The organism is Micromonospora sp. NBRC 110037, assembly GCF_001652995.1.
GTDB classification, from domain to species: domain Bacteria; phylum Actinomycetota; class Actinomycetes; order Mycobacteriales; family Micromonosporaceae; genus Micromonospora; species Micromonospora chalcea.
Genome location: NZ_BBVA01000009.1, coordinates 262,920 through 281,828 on the forward strand (window position 1 = coordinate 262,920; position 18,909 = coordinate 281,828).

Below are 18,909 nucleotides of genomic sequence, written 5' to 3' on the forward strand. Positions count from 1 at the left end.
GGCGGGGCAGTGAGAGGTGGCTCATCGCGGTCGGCGCTCGGGGGCCTCGAAGCGATAGTCGTTGGGATTCACGTCACCCGGCTTCGGATCCTCCTGCCAGGCTCCCTCGCCGGGGCGGGCGAGAAGCGCGTCGAGCAGCTCCTCCCGGTCCATCTCGTGGGCCGCCTCGATGCCGCCGCGTACCGCCATCGCCCGTATCTCCTCGGTGTCCATCTCCCGCAACGGCCGCATGGTGTCCTCCCTCGCTGACGACGTCCGGCGTGGATACCCCGCTGGTGACGGCCGAACCTTGCGGGCACCCGCGCGTCGGCCCGCGCCGGTCGAGGGGTGAAGCGTCGTGGGCGGGCGACTAGGCTTGCGGAGGTTTGGCGTCCTGCGGGACGACGGCGGCGAGGGGAGACGCGGCATGGCGTGGAGCTGGCGGTACGAGGGCACGAACGGCGACGCGGTCGACGGGCCGGACGAGTCGTTCACGAGCCAGGCGGACGCCGAGTCGTGGATCGGCCAGACCTGGCGGGAGCTCGCGGCATCCGGCGTCACCACCGTCGTGCTGGTCGAGGACGACCGGGTGGACTACCGGATGAGCCTGCAACCCCCGGCCGAATGACCGGCTACGACCGTCCCGGCGAGCCGCTGGTCCTCGGCGTGCCCCGGGCGGCGTTCCGGCCGAGCCCGATCTTCCTGGCCCTGGTCGCGCTCTTCGTGGCCAGCGGGGTGATGGCCTGGAACCGGTACGGCAACGTCCGGTTCGACGTGTTCCTCTTCGTGGTCTCCGGCTGGCTGGTCTCACTGTGCCTGCACGAGTACGCCCACGCCGTGGTCGCGTACCGGGCCGGTGACCGGGACATCGCCCACCGGGGCTACCTGACGCTCAACCCGCTGAAGTACACCAGCCCGCTGCTGTCGATCGTGCTGCCGGTGGTCGTGGTGCTGCTCGGCGGCATCGGCCTGCCCGGCGGCGCGGTCTGGGTGGACCGGCACGCCATCCCGGGGCGGCTGCGGCACACGCTGGTCAGCCTGGCCGGGCCGGCCACAAACGTGCTGTTCACGCTGGTGCTGGTGGCCGCGGTGGCGTGGGGCCCCGAGCTGGGCGGGCCGCTGGAGTTCTGGGCCGGTGTCGGGCTGCTCGCGTTCCTCCAGCTCACCGCCAGCGTGCTCAACCTGCTGCCGGTACCGGGCCTGGACGGCGGCAACATGCTCCAGCCCTGGCTCAGCCCCGCCTACCGGCGGATGTACGACCTGTTCGCCCCGTACGGCTTCATCCTGCTGTTCGCGCTGCTGTGGAGCCCGCAGATCAACCGGGCGTTCTTCGGCGCGGTGTTCGCCGTCGGCGACGCGCTCGGGCTGCCGCGGGAGCTGTACCAGATCGGCTACGCCCTGATCCGCTTCTGGCAGTAGCCGACCGGCCGTTCCCGGGCCGGAGCGAGCCGGCCCGGGAACGACGCGACGTCACGGACGCTGCGCCGGGCTCTCGGTCTTCGCCGGGTCCCGCTCGGTGACCGGCTCGACGATCTCGTCGATCGCCTTCAGCAGGTCGGCGTCGAGCTTCACGCCCGCCGCCTTCACGTTGTCGTGCACCTGCTCGGGCCGGGACGCGCCGACGATCGCCGAGGCGACGTTCGGGTTCTGCAGCACCCACGCGACGGCGAGCTGCGCCATCGTCAGCCCGGCCTGCTCGGCCAGCGGCTTGAGCCGCTGCACCCGGGTGAGCACGTCGTCGTTGAGGAACCGCGCGATGAAGTTCGCGCCGGACTTCTCGTCGGTGGCGCGGGAGCCGGCCGGCGGCGGCTGGCCCGGCAGGTACTTGCCGGACAACACGCCCTGCGCCATCGGCGACCAGACGATCTGACCGATGCCCAGCTCCTCGCTGGCCGGGATCACCTCGGTCTCGATGACCCGCCACAGCATCGAGTACTGCGGCTGGTTGGAGATCAGCGGGATGCGCAGCTCACGGGCGAGCGCGTGCGCCTCGCGCAGCTGCGACGCCTTCCACTCGGAGACGCCGATGTAGTGCGCCTTGCCGGAGCGTACGACGTCGGCGAAGGCCTCCATCGTCTCCTCCAGCGGCGTGCTGTAGTCGTACCGGTGGGCCTGGTAGAGGTCGACGTGGTCGGTCTGCAGGCGGCGCAGCGAGCCGTCGATCGACTCCATGATGTGCTTGCGGGACAGGCCCCTGTCGTTGCGGCCCGGCCCGGTCGGCCAGTAGACCTTGGTGAAGATCTCCAGCCCTTCCCGGCGCTCACCCTTGAGCGCGCGGCCGAGCACCGACTCGGCCCGGGTGCCGGCGTACACGTCGGCGGTGTCGAACGTGGTGATGCCGCTGTCGAGAGCGGCGCGGACGCACGCGAGCGCGGCGTCCTCCTCGACCTGTGAGCCGTGGGTGATCCAGTTGCCGTACGAGATCTCGCTGACCATCAGGCCGGAGCGGCCCAGGTGACGGAATTCCATGCTCCCGACCCTAGTCCTGCCCGGTGGCGACCGCCGTCCGGCGCTCCCCGCCGGGCGCGGGTCAGAGCACCGGGCTGGCGTCGGCGAGCAGACGGTCGATCTCCGCTACCACCGCCGCGCGGCCGGGATGCACCGGGTCGATGAGCGGGTCGCCGCGCCGGTCCAGCGCGCCCCACCGGCCCGACTCCGTGGCGACCATGAACGCCACCGGATGCACCACCACAGTCGGGTACGCCGGCGTGACCACCACCCGCCCGGCGCGGTCCACCACGCCCCGGCGGCCGGCCAGCTCGACCACGGCCAGGCCGTCGGCGGTGAACCCGTCCACCTTCCGTCCGTCGGCCAGCGGCGTGCCGAGACCGTGGTACCGGGTCGGCACCACCACCTCGCCGGTGAGGTCCACCGCGCCCCAGCCGCCGTTCTGCCGTACCGCCGCCAGTCCGTTGCGGAACGACCTGACCTCCTCGTACCCGGGCGGGATCCGCACGATGTTCATCCGGTCCACGGCCATCCAGCGGCCCTTGCCGTCCATCGACACCCAGGACAGCCCCTCGGAGAAGGCGCCCACCGCCCGGTAGCCGTTGTTCGCCTCGATCAGCGCCGCGCCGGACGTGTCGATCAGCGCCCAGCGGGACGCCTCCGGACGGCGTACCCAGGCCAGCCCTTCGTGGAACGGCTGCACCTCGGCGTACCGGTGCGCGATCACCATCTCGCCGTCGGCGTTCGCGTACCCCCAGAGCTGCTGCTCCTCGTCGAACGTCGCCACCGGGAGACGCGGCGCGCCGAGCACCTCCTCGGGCCGGCGCGGCGCCGGACCGAAACCGTCGGCGGCGGCCCGCTCCGCGACCGCGTCCAGCGCCACCTCGACGCGCGCGTTCATCGCCGCGTCCTCGCCGTGGCGCAGGTCCAGCGCCCGCTCGAAGTGCAGGCACGCCTCGGTCAGCCGTCCCTGGTCGTAGCAGCTCCGCCCGGCGTGCTCGTGCAGCAACGCGCGCAGCGGGTCCGGCAGCTCCGGCGAGTTCGTCTCGGCGAAGAGCCGGTCGGCCTCCGCGTGGTCACCCCGCCACCGCAGCGCCTCCGCGAGACGGGCCCGGGCCAACGCGGTACGCCGCAGCTCACCCGTCGTCTCCGCGTACGTGACTGCCAGCCGCGCGTCCCCGAGCGCGTCGTCCAGGTCGCCGAGGATCCGCGACGCCACCGCGCGCAGGCTCAGCAGCCGGGCCCGGCCACGGTTGTCCAGTGTGGTGTCGAGCTTGCCGGTCAGGCCGTCCCGGATCAGCCGCAACTGCGCCGGATCGGGCGCCTCCTCGCGCAGCGTACGCGGATCCAGCCGCCAGCCGACCGCGGCGAGGGCCTGCTCCGGGTCCGCCGGGGGCGGCGGCGGTCCGGCCGGTTCGGCGTCCGCTTCGGTGTCCGCTTCTTCGGTACGGGGAGTCGGCGCGTCGTCGGTCTGAGCGGTCGGCTCGTCGGCGGGCTCGGGTGGTGCGGGCTCGCGGTCGTGCTCCGGGTCGACGGTTGTGGTGTCGGTGTGAGGTGCGGGCTTGCCGCCGGCCGCGGGCTCGGCGGGGGCGCGGTCCGGGTCACCGGTCGGTGCGGTCTCGCCGTCGGAGTCCTCGCCGGGCGCGGTGGCCGGGGTGTCGGCGGCCTGTGGCTGCGGGATCGTGATGCCGGCGGGCTCGATGCCGGCGGGTGCCGATTGCGGGGTCGCGATGCTCGTGAGGTCGGCTTCGGCTCGGCTGCCCGGAGACTCCAGTGGCGAGGCGGTGATGTCGGCGCGGTCGGCGTCGGCCCGGATGCTGCCGGTCGGCTCCGGTGTGGTGGCCGGTTCCTCGACGTGACCGGCCCCGCCCGGCTCGCCGGCTGTCTGGCTCCCGCCGCCAGCCTCTGAATCCGTGGCGTCCTGCCCGGCATCCACAGTGACCGGCGGCTCGGCGTCGGTGACCGGCCGGCCGCTTCCGGTGTCGGCGGACGTGCCGGTGGCGGGCATGCGGTTGCCCGCGTTCTCCCCGCCGGAAGCGGTCCCGTCCGGTGTGTCCAGGTGTCCGGCCGCCGGGTCCGCGGTGCTCGTGGATTCGTCGGTGTCGGTGTTTGCGTTGGTGCTGATGTCGGTGGCGGCAGGGGCGCTCGGTGTGGCGTCGCTGGTTGCGGCGTCGGATGGCGTGGTGACGCCGGTAGCGGGCGGCGTCGAGCCGGTACCGGACCCGGCCTCGGCCACCTCGGGGGTACGAATCGTCGCCGGCTGGGCCCGGTCTGCCGGAGATCCTGGTACGAAATGGCCCCCAGGGGGGCCGGAATCTTCCAAGATCTCCGGCGGTTCCGGTGTCTGGGCGGGGGCGGCGGGCTGGCTGGGACGGAACCATGCCTCGGCGCCGGAGTCCGTGGCCGGGGAGGGCGGAGCGGTTGTCGCCCCCGGGCGGGGGTGCTCGGCTCGCTCCGATGGCTCGCCGGTCCGGTCGACAGCCGGGCCGGTTTCCGTCCGTCCTGTGCCGGGCGCGGGACGGGCACTGGCGTCGGCGTAGGGCCGGTCGGTGTCAGGGGCCGACGTGGACGGAGCCTCCACCTCGGACTCGCGCCGTCGACCGGCATCCACATCCGACGGCTTGGCCTCGGCGTCCGGTCCGGCCTCTGGCTCGCCGATGGCGCCGCTCTCCACGACTGGCCGGGGCGCGATCGGGGCCGGGTGCTCCACCGAGTCGGCGGGCCTGACGTCGGATTGCTGCTCGGCCGGTGTGGGTACGGGCGGCCTGCCCGCGGTCTGCTGTGCGGGCACGGAACCGGAGTAGGCAGGCGGTGCCGGGCGAGCCCTCGCGGGTTGCGCCGTGTTCACCGGGTCGGAAGAAGGCGGGCCGTGACGCTCGGCGGTCCCGTCCTGCGACGGCGTGGGCCGGGCCGCGCCCTCGCTCCGGTCCGTCGGTGCCGCGCCACCCGGCCGCTGCGCTCCAGAAGTGGGCGCTCCGGACGTGGGCGCACGGGAGACGTGCGCGTCGGAAGGAGGCGGAACGGGGGTGACCGCGCCGGAAGCGGGGCTGCCCGCGCCAGGCATGTCGGCCTGCGGCGCGGCGGGGGCGAGCGCTCCGGAAACGGGAGCGTCCGCGACGGGCACGCCGGCCTGCGGCGCAGGAGGTGCCGGACGCGGGGTGTCGCCGGTCCGAGGCGCGGCCGAGCCCTCCCCGGAACGCCCGGGCGTGGCCGGCGGCGGCACCGGATCGGGCCGTACCGGGGCGACCCGGGGACGGTCATCGGGACGGGTGTGTGCGGCCGGCTCGACAGGTGCCGTCTCCCGGCCGTCGACGACCCGGGGCGGCGGGTGACCGGCCGGCCGCACCGGCCACTGCACCGGCGGCGCCGACCTGCGCTCGTCGGGCGGTGCCGACCTGCGCTCGTCCGGCCGCACCGGCCACTGCGGGGCACGGGTCTCGGGGCGGGCGGCGGCATCCGGCTGTGGCCGACTGGGCTCGGGACGGGGCATTGCGGTGGGCGGCCGGGTGGCGTCGGACGGCGGCATCGGGTACCGCTGCGGCGCCGGCCGCTCCACGGGTGGGCGCTGCCGTTCGTCCGGCCGGCGCGTGTCCGTCTCGGGACGGGGCCGCGGCTCGATGATGGGCCACTCGCCCTGGTGCGGGCGGGACCGGTCGACCGGCGGGCGCTGACCCTGCCACCGCTGGTCGGCGCCGGGACGCGGTGCGCCGTACCGGTCGGGCTCGGTCTGCGGAGGCCCGTTCTCGGGCGCCCGGCGCTGGGTCTCCGGGTACGCGGCGGCCTCCCGGCCCGGCGCACGTCCGTCTGCCAAGGGCCGGCCGTCCACCGGCTCACGCCGCTCCGCCGGGGGACGCCGGCTCGGGTCACGCCAGCCGTCACCGTCGGTGCCGCGCCAACCGTCCCGGCCCGGCTGGCCCCACCCGGCCGCGCCCCGCTCCAGCGGCGGCACGGCGTCGTCGCGCCGATCGGCCGGGCGCCCGGCGCCGTGGTCACGCCGCCCGTCGGACGGCGGCTCCCGGCGCTCGTCCGGGAAGCGGTCGCGGCGTCCGTCGGGCATGGACTCGCGGCGCCCGGCGGGGGAGTGGTCCCGCCGCGCGTCGGACGCCGAGCCCCACCGCTGTTCCGACACGGCAGGCGGGCCCTCGACCGGGGCGCGGCGTCCGTCGGCCTGGTGCGGGCGGTCGGCCCGGCGCTCGCCATGGTGCGGGAACTCGTTCGGCTCCGGCATCCAGCCGGGCTGGGACGGCCGGCGCGGTGCGGCCTCGGGGCGTACCCAGCGTTGGTCGAGCCGCTGCTCGGGCGGCGTGGGCGGGCCGGTGCGGCGCCGATCCTCCGGCCAGGGCCGCCGCCCGTCCGCGGGGTGCCCGCGGCGGTCGTCCGGAGGGCTGCCGGCAGGGCGCTGGCCGCCGTGATCCGTGGGCCCGGCCGGGTACGCCCCGCGGGACGTGGCCGGACCGGCCGGGCCGCCACCGCGTGGACCGCCGGACCCCGGCTGCTCGGCCCCGCGCGGACCGGCGGGACCGGTCGGGTACGTGCCGCGTGGGCCGGCTGGACTGGTCGGGTACGTGCCGCGTGGGCCGGCTGGACTGGTCGGGTATGTGCCGCGTGGGCCGGCCGGACTGACGGGGTACGCGTCGCGCGGACCCGCGGGACCCACCGGGCCGGCGGGGTGCGGGCCGTGCGGACCTGCCGGGCTGACCGGGTGGAATCCGGCGGGACTGACCGGGTTCGCGCCGGCCGGGCTGACCGGATACGGATCGGTGTCGGGCGCGGGACTGACGGGGTGGAACCCGGCCGGGCTGACCGGGTGCGCGCCTGCTGGGCTGACCGGGTACGGGTCGGCGTCGGGCGCGGGGCTGACCGGGCGTACCTCGGCGCGGCCGACCACGGTACGGCGGCGCGGCGTCAGGTTCTCGATGCCGATGTCACCCGGGTAGCGCTGCCCCGGGAACTGCGGCTGCCACTCGTGGGTGGGCTCGGCGGCCCAGGCCGGTTCGGCCGGCTCGCGCCAGCTCCCCCAGCCACTCATCGGCAACCCCTCCGGCCGCTCGCGCGGGACGGCCCCGGGGCCGGCTCGCGTCGCTCGCTCACGGCGGTGTCACCTCATTGGAAATTCGCGCGCTGGGGCGCCGGACGTGCCGGTACAGTCGCCCGGTCCAGCACGTCGTGGCTGCGGAAGGAGGGTAACGGCGTGGGCTCGGTCACCGCCACTGTGGCACCACCCACCGGCGCACACGTTACCCCATGGTTTCGGACATTCGGCGCGATCGCGGCGGCCGGGTTCCGGCGGCACGCGACCTACCGTCAGGCCGCCGTGGCGGGGCTGTTCACCAACACCGTGTTCGGCTTCCTGCGCTGCTACATCTTCCTCGCCGCGACCGGCGCGGCCGGCACCGTGGCCGGCTACGACAGGGCGCAGCTCGCCACGTTCGTCTGGGCCGGCCAGGGGCTGCTGGCGGTGATCGCCATCTGGGGCTGGACCGACCTGGCGGACCGGATCCGTACCGGTGAGGTGGCTGCCGACCTGCTGCGACCGGTGCACCCGGTGACCAGCTACCTCGCCACCGACCTGGGCCGGGCCGGGTTCGCGGCGCTGGCCCGGCTGGTGCCGCCGCTGGTGATCGGCCCGTTCTTCTTCGCGGTGTACGTGCCCCGGCACTGGGCAACGGTGCCGCTGTTCCTGCTCTCCGTGCTGCTCGCGGTGGTGGTCTGCTTCGGCTGCCGCTACCTGGTGAACGCCACCGCGTACTGGCTGCAGGACGTCCGAGGGCCGATGATCCTGTGGACGCTCGGCTCGGGCGTGCTGGCCGGGCTCTACTTCCCGCTCGGGTTCCTGCCGGGTCCGCTGGAGACGGTCCTGCGGTACGCCACCCCGTTCCCCAGCATCCTGCAGGTGCCGCTGGACGTGCTGGTGGAGCGGGAGCCGATGTCCACCGGTCTCGCCCTGGTCGGGGTGCAGGCCGCCTGGGTGGTGGCGCTGCTGGCGCTGTGCCGGCTGGTGCAGCGCCGCGCCGAGCGCCGCCTGGTGGTCCAGGGTGGCTGAGCGCGACAGCGCGCCCAGGGTGGCTGAGCGCGACAGCGCGCCCAGGGTGGCTGAGCGCGACAGCGCGCCCGGGGTGGCTGAACTGCGGGCGTACCGGGCGCTGCTCGGCGCGCAGGCGCGTTCGCAGGCGGCGTACCGCACGTCGTTCGTGGTGGACCTGGTCGGCAACGTGGGCGCGACGGTGTTCGACGTGGTCACGGTCCTGGTGATCTTCGGTGTGACGCGGGAGCTGGGCGGCTTCACGCTGCGCGAGACGCTCGTCGTGGTCGGGCTGTCGGCGTGCGGCTTCGCCACCGCCGACCTGCTGGTCGGCAACATCGAACGGCTTCCCCGGTACGTGCGCACCGGCCTGTTCGACGCGGTGCTGGTCCGTCCGCTCGGCGCGCTGCCGCAGCTGCTGCTGATGGACCTGCCGCTGCGTAAGCTGTCCCGGGCCGTGTTCGGGCTCGCCGTGCTGCTGTTCGCGCTGGTCTCGGCGGGGATCGACTGGACACCGGGCCGGGTGGCGCTGGCGGTCGTCGCGCCGCTGGCCGCCGTGGTCTTCTTCGCCTCGGTCTTCGTGCTGACCGCGACGGTGTCGTTCTACTGGGTCGACTCGGGCGAGCTGGCCAACTCGGTCACCTACGGCGGGCGTGACTTCACCTCGTACCCGGTCACCGTCTACGGCGGCTGGTTCCGCGCGTTGTTCGCGTACGGGATGGGGTTCGCCTTTGTCAGTTACCACCCGGCGCTGGCGTTGCTGGGCCGCGCCGACCCGCTCGGCCTGCCGTCCTGGGCGGGCTGGGCCGCGCCGGGCGTCGCGGTGGTCGCGGCGGCGCTGGCCGGCCTGGCCTGGCGCGTCGGGGTCCGTCACTACCGGAGTACGGGGTCATGAGCGTCATCGAGATGGACGGGCTGCGTAAGGAGTTCACGGTCCGGGTCCGGGCCGGGCGGTTGCGGCGCGAGAAGCGGACGGTGACCGCCGTCGACGGGGTCGACCTGCGGGTGGAGCGCGGCGAGATGCTCGGCTACATCGGCCCGAACGGCGCCGGGAAGTCGACCACGTTGAAGATGCTCACCGGCGTGCTGACGCCGTCGTCCGGGCGGGCCCGGGTGTGCGGGCTGCGCCCGGTGGCCGACCGGACCCGGCTGGCGCTGCGCATCGGCGTGGTGTTCGGGCAGCGCTCGCAGCTGTGGTGGGACCTGCCGCTGCGGGACTCGTTCGACCTGCTGCGGCACGTCTACCGGGTGCCGGCCGGCGAGCACGCGGCCCGGCTGGCCCGCTGCCGGGACCTGCTCGACCTGGACGGGTTCCTGGACACGCCGGTCCGGCAGCTCTCGCTGGGTCAGCGGATGCGCGGTGAGCTGACCGCGGCGCTGCTGCACGGCCCGGAGGTGCTGTTCCTGGACGAGCCGACGATCGGCCTGGACGTGGTCAGCAAGCAGGCGGTGCGCGGTTTCCTGGCCGAGCTGGGCCGGGCCGGCGACACCACGCTGGTGCTCACCACGCACGACCTGGCCGACATCGAGCGGCTGTGCCGGCGGCTCGTGGTGATCGACCACGGGCGGGTGGTGCACGACGGGTCGATCGCCGAGCTGCACCGCCGGTACGGCTCGCGCCGGATGGTGGTCGCCGAGCTGGACGCGGCGCTGCCCGAGCCGCCGGTGCTGCCCGGGGCGCCGGTGCAGCGGGTGGAGGCGGACGGGCGTCGGCTGGTCTTCGCGCTGGAACGGGCGAGCGTCGCCGAGGTGGTGGCCGGGCTGGCCGGCCTGGCCACGCTGCGGGACATCTCGATCGTGGAGCCGGACATCGAGGAGGTCGTGGCGCGGCTCTACCGGGCGCCGGCCGCGGTCACGGGTGCTCCATGACGAGTACGGCGAACGTGCCGGGGGCCAGCGCCTCGTACCGGTGCGGGGTGTCGCCGGGGAAGGTGACGTAGTCGCCGGGTCCCAGCTCGACCGGGTCGGTCTCCGGGCCGACGCGCATCCGTCCGGCGGCGACCACGACGTGCTCGACGCTGCGCGGGGTGTGCGCCTCGGCGATCCGTACCGCGCCGGGTTCCAGCTCCATCACGTAGACGTCCCGCCGGGCGTGCGGCGCTCCGGCGGCGAGCAGGGTGGCGGAGAAGTCGGCGTGCTCGGAGCGGATCCGGGGGCCCTCGCCGGCCCGGACCACCCGCACGGCGGCGGCGGGTGGTTCGACCAGGCGGCTGAACGGTACGTCCAGCGCCACGCCGAGCGCCCAGAGCGTCTCCACGCTGGGGTTGCCGGAACCGGACTCCAGCTGGGACAGGGTGGACTTGGCGATGCCGGCGCGGCGGGCCAGCTCGGTGAGCGACAGGCCGGCCCGTTCGCGCTCGCGGCGTAGCGCGGCGGCGATGGTCGCGAGTGGGGGAGCGGGGTCGATCGCCATATGTTCGCTCCAACGGTCGGTTTGTTCGGTTTGACGAACAAGCGTTCTCGCGTTCAGGATAATGGACATGCGTACGGCATACCGAACGGGCGACGACCGGGTGCTCCGCGACGTCGCCGCCATCGGCGCGGCGATGCTCGCCGTGGGCGCGTCGTTCGGCGCCGTGGCGGTGGCCGCCGGCCTGCCCGCCTGGGCCACGCTCGCCATGTCCGCGGTCGTCTACGCCGGTGGCGCCCAGTTCATGGCGGTGGGGCTCGTCGTGGCCGGCAGTCCGCTCGCGGCGGTCCTCGCCGGCCTGCTTCTCAACGCCCGCCACCTGCCGTTCGGCCTGGCTCTCGGCGGCGCGCTCGGCTCGCGGCGCTGGCAGCGGCTGCTGGGCAGCCACCTGATGACCGACGAGGCGACCGCGTTCGCGCTGGCCCGCCCGGCCGGTCCGGGGCGGCGCCGGGCGTTCTGGCTCGCCGGGGTGCTGCTCTTCCTGGCCTGGAACACCGGCACCGCGCTCGGCGTGCTCGCCGGCGGCGCGGCCGGCGACCCGGCCGCGCTGGGACTCGACGCCGCGTTCCCGGCCGGGCTGGCCGCGCTGCTGCTGCCCAGCCTGCGCGACCGGGAGACCCGCCGGGTGGCGCTGACCGGCGCCGGCCTGGCCGTGCTGGCCACGCCGCTGCTGCCGGCCGGGTTGCCGGTGCTGCTCGCGCTCGCCGCGCTGGCCCTGCCGCTGCTGGCCCGCCGCCGCCCGCCCGCCGCGCCACCCCGGACCGCTGACGAGGCGGCTGATGATCGGAGCGTGCGGGCCGGGGAGGTCTCGTGCTGATCGCCGTGATCCTCGCGCTGGCCGCCGGCACCTACGGCTTCCGCGTCGCCGGGGTGCTGCTGCGGGACCGGCTGGACCTGCCCGAATGGGCCCGCCACCTGCTGCCGGTCGGCGCCGCCACGCTGCTGGCCGCGCTCGCCGCCACCGCGGCGCTGACCGAGGCCGGTGGCTTCGCCGGGTACGCCCGCCCCGTCGGGGTGCTGATCGGCCTGGTGCTCGCTTGGCGCCGGGCGCCGTTCGTGCTGGTCGTGGTCGCGGCGGCGGCCACCACAGCGGTGCTGCGCCTGCTCGGCGTGGACTGACGCCGGCCCTCGCACGAGAACGGCCCCGCACCGCCGGAGCGGGAAGGGGCCGATTTCGGAGCGGGGCCGGTCAGACCTTGTCGCCGATGTTCACCCGGGGCGCGGGAGCGCGCATCCGGCGGAACGTGATCGACCGCATGATCGCGTAGAAGTAGAGCGAGCCGAGCTTCTCGGTGCTCTTCGGGAAGCGCTCGCGCACCAGCCGCTTGATCTTCCGGGAGATCAGCACCGAGTCGATCAGCACGCCGAGCGCCAGCGCGCCCCACAGCAGGTTGGACAGCAGCCGCACGATCGGCGGCATGGCCTGGTTGGAACCGACCAGCACGATCAGCGCGCCGCCGAAGAACCAGGTGCCGACCGTACGCCGGGAGTCGACCACGTTGCGGGCCAGCAGCCGCTCGGGCCCCCGGTCACGCGGGCCGCCCTCGCGCCGGAACTCGGCGGCGGCCTCGGCGCGGGCGGCGCGGCGCTGCGCGCGGGCCTCCTCCTTGGTCAGCGGCTTGGCCGGCGCGGTCGGCCGGCGGCCGGCGACCGGGCGCTTCGGCGTGACCTGCCCGAGTTCCTTCTTGCTGGGCGTGTAGCCCCGGGGACGGGCGGCGGCGGACTCCTCGTCGGTCGTCACAGTGGTGACGGACTCCTCGACGAGGTCGGCGGACTTGCGGCGAAACAGCGACGGCACGCGGCAAGGGTAGCCAACCGGCCGCGCCCGGTGCACATCACGGGTGCACCGGGCGCGGCCGGTCGAGTGAACGGGACGCCTCAGGGACGCTCGACGTGCGCGCCGAGGTCGGCCAGCTTGGCCTCGAAGTCCTCGTAGCCGCGGTTGATCAGGTCCACGCCGTACACCCGGGAGGTGCCCTCGGCGGCGAGCGCCGCGATGAGGTGGCTGAACCCGGCCCGCAGGTCCGGGATGACCAGGTCGGCGGCGTGCAGCTTGCTCGGCCCGGCGATCACCGCGGAGTGCTTGAAGTTGCGCCGGCCGAAGCGGCACGGGGTGCCGCCGAGGCAGTCCCGGTAGACCTGGATGTTGGCGCCCATCGTGTTCAGCGCCTCGGTGTAGCCGAGCCGCTGCTCGTAGACCGTCTCGTGGACGATCGACAGGCCGCGCGCCTGGGTGAGCGCGACCACCAGCGGCTGCTGCCAGTCGGTCATGAAACCCGGGTGTACGTCGGTCTCCAGCGCCACCGCGTTCAGCTCGCCGCCCGGGTGCCAGAAGCGGATGCCGCCCTCCTGGCCGGGGCTGCCGCCGCGCGGCGGGCGCAGGTCGGTGACCTCGTACTCGCCGCCGACCGAGCGGAAGATGTTCAGGAAGGTCATCATGTCGGCCTGCTGGGCGCCCAGCACCTCGACGTGACCGCGGGTCGCCAGCGCCGCCGCCGCCCAGCTGGCCGCCTCGATCCGGTCCGGGATCGGCCGGTGGGTGTAGCCGTGCAGCTTCTTGACGCCCTGGATCTCGATCACCCGGTCGGTGTGCACCTTGATGATCGCGCCCATCTTCTGCAACACGCAGATGAGGTCGATGATCTCCGGCTCGACCGCCGCGTTGCGCAGCTCGGTGACGCCCTCGGCCATCACCGCGGTGAGCAGCACCTGCTCGGTGGCGCCCACGCTCGGGTACGGCAGCGCGAACTTCGTGCCGTGCAGCCCGTTGGGCGCGGACAGGTGCAGGCCCTCCGGCGTCTTGTCGACGGTGGCGCCGAACTCGCGCAGCGCCTGGAGGTGGAAGTCGATCGGACGCGGGCCGATGTGGCAGCCGCCCAGGTCGGGGATGAAGGCGTGGCCGAGCCGGTGCAGCAGCGGGCCGCAGAACAGGATCGGGATCCGGCTGGAACCGGCGTGCACGTTGATCTGGTCGGTGCTGGCGCTCTCGACGTTCGAGGGGTCGAAGACCAACTCGCCCTCCTCGTCGCCGTCGCTGACCTTGACGCCGTGCAGGCCGAGCAGACCGCGGACCACCTCGACGTCACGGATACGCGGCACGTCGAACAGCCGGCTGGGTGTGTCGCCGAGCAGGGCGGCGACCATCGCCTTGGACACCAGGTTCTTCGCGCCGCGGACGCGGATCCGCCCTTCCAGCGGAGTGCCTCCGTGTACGACCAGGACGTCGTCGGTCAACGCAACCTCCAGCGCGTTGGGTGCTGCCGTGTCTAGTGATGGGTGCACGAAGTTCATCGCTACCCGGAACGCGGTCATGGGAAAACGGGCCGCGTGTGTCGTCGCCCCGGCAGCATAGCCCTCCGTGACGAAAATGGAATCGGTCACATCACCAGCGAGGGCACGAACCGGGGTGTCCGGTGCGTTTACGTGCCAGTCAGGTGACCGAGGGTGATCAGGCTCCCGGAAGCGCGAGCATCTGGTCCAGCGCCGACCGGGCGTGTCGGGCGGTCTCCGGATCGACGGTGATCTGGTTGACCACGCGGCCGGCGACCAGCTCCTCCAGCGCCCACACCAGGTGCGGCAGGTCGATCCGGTTCATCGTCGAGCAGTAGCAGACCGCCCGGTCGAGGAACATGATCTGCTTGTCCGGGTGGGCCAGCGCGAGCCGGCGTACCAGGTTCAGCTCGGTGCCCACCGCCCACGCCGAGCCGGCCGGGGCCGCCTCGATCGTCCTGATGATGAACTCGGTCGAGCCGACCAGGTCGGCGGCGTTCACCACCTCGTGCCGGCACTCCGGGTGCACCAGCACGTTCACGCCCGGCACCCGCTCGCGTACGTCGTTGACGCTGTCGAGCGTGAACCGGCCGTGCACCGAGCAGTGGCCGCGCCACAGGATCATCTTCGCGTCCCGCAGCTGCTCGGCGGTCAGCCCGCCGCCCGGCTTGTGCGGGTCGTAGAGCACGCAGTCGTCGAGCGAGAAGCCCATCTCCAGCACCGCGGTGTTGCGGCCCAGGTGCTGGTCGGGCAGGAACAGCACCTTGCGGCCCTGCTCGAACGCCCAGTCCAGCGCGCGCTTGGCGTTCGACGACGTGCAGACCACGCCGCCGTTGCGGCCGACGAAGCCCTTGATGTCGGCCGAGGAGTTCATGTACGTCACCGGGACGGTCTCCGCCGCGATGCCCAGGTCGGTGAGCGTGTCCCAGGCGGCCTCGACCTGCGACAGCACCGCCATGTCGGCCATCGAGCAGCCGGCCGCGAGGTCGGGCAGGATCACCTTCTGCGCGTCCGAGGTCAGGATGTCCGCGCTCTCGGCCATGAAGTGCACGCCGCAGAAGACGATGTACTCCGCATCAGGGCGCGCCGCCGCCTCCCGGGCCAGCTTGAACGAGTCGCCCGTCACGTCGGCGAACTGGATCACCTCGTCGCGCTGGTAGTGGTGGCCCAGCACGAACACCTTCGTGCCGAGCGCGGCCTTCGCGGCGGCGGCGCGGGCCACCAGGTCGGGGTCGCTCGGCGCGGGAAGATCACCCGGACACTCCACGCCACGTTCGGTGGCGGGGTCGCTGCCGCGGCCGAGGAGCAGCAGCGCCGTGGCGGTGTTGGACGGCTCAACCCAGGTCGAAGTCACGCCCCCATGGTCCCACAGCGCGACCACCGCGCAGCCGTCCCCGATGTGGCCTGCCACACTGCTGCGCATGCGCGTGCTGCTCTGCCCGGACAAGTTCGCCGGCACGTTGTCCGCCCCCGAGGTGGCCGCCGCGGTGGCCGAGGGCTGGCGGGACGTCGCCCCCGGCGACGAACTGCTGGTCCGGCCGCTGGCCGACGGCGGACCGGGGTTCGTCGAGGTGCTCGCCGACGCGCTCGGCGGACGCCGGCTGCCGGTGCCCACGGTCGACCCGCTGGGCCGCCCGGCCACCGGTGAGATCCTGCTCACCGACGACGGCACGGCGTACCTGGAGAGCGCCCAGGCGTGCGGCCTGCACCTGCTCTCCGACGCCGAACGGGACCCGAAGGCCACCACCTCGTACGGGCTGGGGCTGCTGGTCACCGCCGCGGTCGAGGCGGGCGCGCGCACCGTGGTGGTGGGGCTGGGCGGCTCGGCCACCAACGACGGCGGCGCCGGGATGCTCGTACCGCTGGGTGTCACGCCGCTCGACGACGCCGGCCGGGCGCTGCCGTACGGCGGCGCGGCGCTCACCGCGGTGGCCGCGCTCGACGGCGAGCCGCGGCTGCGCGGCGCGACGCTCGTCGCCGCCACCGACGTGGACAACCCGCTGCTCGGGCTGCACGGCGCGAGCAGCGTCTTCGGCCCGCAGAAGGGCGCCGACCGGGCCGACGTGCTGCTGTTGGACGCCGCGCTGACCCGCTGGGCGGACGTGCTTACCGAGCGGCTGCCGGGCTGCCCGCCCGGGCTGGGCGCGCTGCCCGGCGGCGGCGCCGCGGGCGGCCTCGGCGCGGCCGTGCTGGCGCTGGGCGGCCGGTGCGAGTCGGGCATCGGGCTGGTCACCCGCGCGGTGAGGCTGGACGCCGCGCTCGACGCCGCCGACCTGGTGATCACCGGCGAGGGCTCGTTCGACCACCAGTCGCTGCGCGGCAAGGTGGTCGCCGGCGTGGCCGGCGCCGCCCGGGACCGGGGCGTGCCCTGCGTGGTGCTGGCGGGACGGGTGAGCACCGGGCGGCGGGAGGCCGCGGCGGCCGGCGTGACCGACGCGTACAGCCTGGTCGACCACTTCGGCGGCGAGGAGCGCGGGGGAGTGGACGCGGCGATGACCCGCCCGGCCGAGGGGCTGCGCGCGCTCGGCGCGCGGCTGGCCGGGCAGTGGAGCCGCTGACCGGTTCCGCTGGTCACGCCGCCGGGTGGTGACGCCGACGGCGGCGTACGATCGAAACGGACCACACCGGGAATCACTGGCGGACGTGCGGCGTTGGCCAGGACGTCCGGACCTATACCGCGCAGGGAGACTTCCACGTGACCACGCCAGCGCAGACCGAGTCGACCGAGGCCAAGGCCCCCAGCACCGTCGTCCTCACCGACGTCGCGGCGCAGAAGGTCAAGGCCCTGATCGAGCAGGAGGGCCGCGACGACCTGCGGCTCCGGGTCGCCGTGCAGCCGGGTGGCTGCTCCGGCCTGCGGTACCAGCTGTTCTTCGACGAGCGCTCGCTCGACGGTGACATCGTCACCGACTTCGACGGTGTCGAGGTCGTCGTCGACCGGATGAGCGCCCCCTACCTGACCGGCGCCACCATCGACTTCGCCGACCGGATCGACGCCCAGGGCTTCACCATCGACAACCCCAACGCGGGCAACTCCTGCGCCTGCGGCGACTCCTTCAGCTGAGTCGACGCACCGACCGCAAGCGGCGGGCCGTCCCGGTGGGGCGGCCCGCCGCTTCGTCGTACCCCCTGGGGGTGACGTCCGGATGTGCGCTGATCGACCGGTTGGTGACCGACCGCCGTCCGTCCGGTCCGGGGGCCGGTAGGCTGACCGCGCCGTGCTCCCGACCCCGAGGGTTGACATGAAGATCGCCGTGACCGGCTCGATCGCGACCGACCACCTGATGAGCTTCCCCGGCCGCTTCGCCGACCAGCTCATCGCCGACCAGCTCGACAAGGTCTCGCTCTCCTTCCTCGTCGACGAGCTGGTCCTGCGGCGCGGCGGCACCGCCGCCAACATCGCGTTCGGCATGGCCCAGCTCGGGCTGCGCCCGGTGCTGCTCGGCGCGGTCGGCGCCGACTTCGCCGACTACCGCTCCTGGCTGGAGCGCCACGGCGTCGACTGCGACTCGGTGCACGTCAGCGAGGTGGCGCACACCGCCCGCTTCGTCTGCACCACCGACACCGACATGTGCCAGATCGCCTCCTTCTACGCCGGGGCGATGAGCGAGGCCCGCAACATCGAGCTGCACCCGGTCGCGCAGCGCCTCGGCGGCCTCGACCTGGTGCTGGTCAGCGCCAACGACCCGGCCGCGATGATCCGCCACTCCGGCGAGTGCCGGGACCGGGGCTACGCCTTCGTCGCCGACCCGTCCCAGCAGCTCGCCCGGATGGACGGCGCGGACGTGCTCGGCCTGGTCGAGGGCGCCGACTACCTGATGACCAACGAGTACGAGAAGTCGCTGCTGCAGAGCAAGGCCGGGCTGACCGACGAGCAGCTGCTCGACCGGGTCAAGGTGCGGGTCACCACGCTGGGCAAGCAGGGCGTGGAGATCGCCGGCCGGGAGGTCGGCACGATCCGGGTGCCGATCGCGCGGGAGATCCAGGCGGTCGACCCGACCGGCGTCGGCGACGGCTTCCGGGCCGGGTTCTTCGCCGCGCTCGACTGGGGCGTCGGCCTGGAGCGGGCGGCCCAGGTCGGCTGCCTGCTGGCCACGCTGGTGCTGGAGAACTTCGGCGGCCAGGAGTACGAGGTCCGCCGCGACCTGTTCGTGAAGCGACTCGCCGAGTCGTACGGTGACGCGGCCGCCGAGGACGTCCGGCCGCACCTGCTGTGACCGGCGCGGCCGTCCCGTCGGGCGGGGTGGATCCGGAGGCGGTCCGCCCCGGCTCCGGCGGCCCGGTTCTGGTCGCCTTCGCCGGGCTGCCCGGCGTGGGCAAGACCACCCTCGCCGCCCGGGTCGGCGTCGCGCTGCGCGCCCCGGTCCTGCCGGTCGACCCGGTCGAGCGGGCCCTGCACCGCTACGGCCTCACCGGCGACGTGCCGGGCATGGCCGCGTACGGCGCGGTCGCCGGGCTGGCCGAGGTGCAGCTCGGCCTGGGTCTCAGCGTGGTGGTCGACGCGGTGAACCCGGTCGCCAGCGCCCGGGGCCTCTGGCACGACGTGGCCGAACGGGCCGGCGTGCCGCTGCGGGTGATCGAGGTGCACTGCGGCGACGAGGAGGAGCACCGGCGCCGGGTCGAGGCCCGCCCGCCCGAGGACGGCACCTGGGAGCTGACGCTGCGCCGCCGCGCCGAGTACGAGCCGCTGATCGGCCCCCGCCTGGTGGTCGACACCGCCGTGGCGGCCGACCCGCTGCCCGGCATCCTCGCGTACCTGAGCTGAACGTCGGGCGTTAAG

Annotated in this window: 18 protein-coding genes; 11 read left to right on the forward strand and 7 right to left on the reverse strand. The window is 74.4% G+C overall.

The genetic code is table 11. The annotated features are described in order from the left end of the window. Positions 1-21: 21 nt before the first annotated feature. The gene (locus A4R25_RS25205) at positions 22-231 is read right to left on the reverse strand and encodes a hypothetical protein (RefSeq protein WP_064448305.1); all 210 of its coding nucleotides are present in this window, start codon (positions 229-231) and stop codon (positions 22-24) included. Between the two features lie 175 nt (positions 232-406). Between A4R25_RS25205 and A4R25_RS25210 the strand changes: the two genes are divergently transcribed. Together A4R25_RS25210 and A4R25_RS25215 are read left to right on the forward strand one after the other, a co-directional pair. Next, positions 407-607, forward strand: a complete 201-nt coding sequence (locus A4R25_RS25210; RefSeq protein ID WP_043329344.1) for a hypothetical protein — start codon at positions 407-409, stop codon at positions 605-607. Next, entirely contained in the window at positions 604-1,398 is a 795-nt protein-coding gene (locus A4R25_RS25215; protein WP_043329346.1) for a site-2 protease family protein, read from the forward strand. Before A4R25_RS25210 ends, A4R25_RS25215 begins: the two co-directional genes overlap by 4 nt. 51 nt (positions 1,399-1,449) lie before the next feature. Here A4R25_RS25215 and A4R25_RS25220 read toward each other — a convergent pair whose 3' ends face one another. Together A4R25_RS25220 and A4R25_RS32125 are read right to left on the reverse strand one after the other, a co-directional pair. Next, positions 1,450-2,448 (reverse strand): aldo/keto reductase family protein, encoded by a 999-nt coding sequence (locus A4R25_RS25220; RefSeq protein WP_030500117.1) that lies wholly within the window; start codon positions 2,446-2,448, stop codon positions 1,450-1,452. A gap of 61 nt (positions 2,449-2,509) precedes the next feature. Then, a complete protein-coding gene (locus tag A4R25_RS32125; RefSeq protein WP_304441238.1) occupies positions 2,510-7,456 on the reverse strand; it encodes a WG repeat-containing protein in 4,947 nt (1,648 codons plus the stop codon). Between the two features lie 162 nt (positions 7,457-7,618). On the opposite strand from A4R25_RS32125, the gene A4R25_RS25230 reads away from it, so the two are divergent. The 3 genes from A4R25_RS25230 (at position 7,619) to A4R25_RS25240 (ending at position 10,318) form a co-directional block, all read left to right on the forward strand. Beyond that, complete coding sequence (locus tag A4R25_RS25230; RefSeq protein WP_064448306.1) at positions 7,619-8,470, forward strand: ABC-2 family transporter protein; 852 nt, start codon at positions 7,619-7,621, stop codon at positions 8,468-8,470. A gap of 73 nt (positions 8,471-8,543) precedes the next feature. Further along, positions 8,544-9,344: an ABC transporter permease gene (locus A4R25_RS25235; protein WP_064448307.1), complete on the forward strand. Its 801-nt coding sequence runs from the start codon at positions 8,544-8,546 to the stop codon at positions 9,342-9,344. Continuing rightward, positions 9,341-10,318: an ATP-binding cassette domain-containing protein gene (locus A4R25_RS25240; protein ID WP_064448308.1), complete on the forward strand. Its 978-nt coding sequence runs from the start codon at positions 9,341-9,343 to the stop codon at positions 10,316-10,318. Before A4R25_RS25235 ends, A4R25_RS25240 begins: the two co-directional genes overlap by 4 nt. On the opposite strand, the gene A4R25_RS25245 is transcribed toward A4R25_RS25240, so the two are convergent. After that, positions 10,302-10,862, reverse strand: coding sequence for a helix-turn-helix domain-containing protein (locus A4R25_RS25245; protein WP_043329354.1), 561 nt, complete (start codon positions 10,860-10,862; stop codon positions 10,302-10,304). The two genes, A4R25_RS25240 and A4R25_RS25245, sit on opposite strands and share 17 nt — an antisense overlap. 67 nt (positions 10,863-10,929) lie before the next feature. Between A4R25_RS25245 and A4R25_RS25250 the strand changes: the two genes are divergently transcribed. Both A4R25_RS25250 and A4R25_RS25255 read left to right on the forward strand, forming a co-directional pair. After that, on the forward strand, positions 10,930-11,676 hold the full coding sequence (locus A4R25_RS25250; RefSeq protein WP_064448326.1) for an AzlC family ABC transporter permease: 747 nt from the start codon (positions 10,930-10,932) through the stop codon (positions 11,674-11,676). After that, positions 11,670-11,978: an AzlD domain-containing protein gene (locus tag A4R25_RS25255; RefSeq protein WP_064448309.1), complete on the forward strand. Its 309-nt coding sequence runs from the start codon at positions 11,670-11,672 to the stop codon at positions 11,976-11,978. Before A4R25_RS25250 ends, A4R25_RS25255 begins: the two co-directional genes overlap by 7 nt. Positions 11,979-12,048: 70 nt before the next feature. Here A4R25_RS25255 and A4R25_RS25260 read toward each other — a convergent pair whose 3' ends face one another. The 3 genes from A4R25_RS25260 to nadA all read right to left on the reverse strand — a co-directional run bounded on the left by A4R25_RS25260 (position 12,049) and on the right by nadA (position 15,483). After that, positions 12,049-12,657 (reverse strand): DUF3043 domain-containing protein, encoded by a 609-nt coding sequence (locus A4R25_RS25260; protein WP_043329355.1) that lies wholly within the window; start codon positions 12,655-12,657, stop codon positions 12,049-12,051. Positions 12,658-12,737: 80 nt separating this feature from the next. Beyond that, positions 12,738-14,093 (reverse strand): UDP-N-acetylglucosamine 1-carboxyvinyltransferase, encoded by a 1,356-nt coding sequence (gene murA / locus A4R25_RS25265; RefSeq protein ID WP_030500128.1) that lies wholly within the window; start codon positions 14,091-14,093, stop codon positions 12,738-12,740. A 214-nt stretch (positions 14,094-14,307) separates the two neighbouring features. Continuing rightward, on the reverse strand, positions 14,308-15,483 hold the full coding sequence (nadA, locus tag A4R25_RS25270; RefSeq protein WP_187693530.1) for a quinolinate synthase NadA: 1,176 nt from the start codon (positions 15,481-15,483) through the stop codon (positions 14,308-14,310). A 43-nt stretch (positions 15,484-15,526) separates the two neighbouring features. Between nadA and A4R25_RS25275 the strand changes: the two genes are divergently transcribed. From A4R25_RS25275 to A4R25_RS25290, 4 genes are all read left to right on the forward strand, one after another. Further along, complete coding sequence (locus tag A4R25_RS25275) at positions 15,527-16,687, forward strand: glycerate kinase (RefSeq protein ID WP_197494965.1); 1,161 nt, start codon at positions 15,527-15,529, stop codon at positions 16,685-16,687. Between the two features lie 137 nt (positions 16,688-16,824). After that, positions 16,825-17,193 carry an iron-sulfur cluster insertion protein ErpA gene (gene erpA, locus A4R25_RS25280; RefSeq protein ID WP_043329360.1) on the forward strand — a complete coding sequence of 123 codons (369 nt, stop codon included), beginning with the start codon at positions 16,825-16,827 and terminating at the stop codon, positions 17,191-17,193. Positions 17,194-17,371: 178 nt separating this feature from the next. Next, a complete protein-coding gene (locus A4R25_RS25285) occupies positions 17,372-18,346 on the forward strand; it encodes a carbohydrate kinase family protein (protein ID WP_064448311.1) in 975 nt (324 codons plus the stop codon). Then, the gene (locus tag A4R25_RS25290) at positions 18,343-18,894 is read left to right on the forward strand and encodes an ATP-binding protein (RefSeq protein ID WP_043329365.1); all 552 of its coding nucleotides are present in this window, start codon (positions 18,343-18,345) and stop codon (positions 18,892-18,894) included. Before A4R25_RS25285 ends, A4R25_RS25290 begins: the two co-directional genes overlap by 4 nt. The last annotated feature ends 15 nt before the right edge of the window (positions 18,895-18,909 follow it).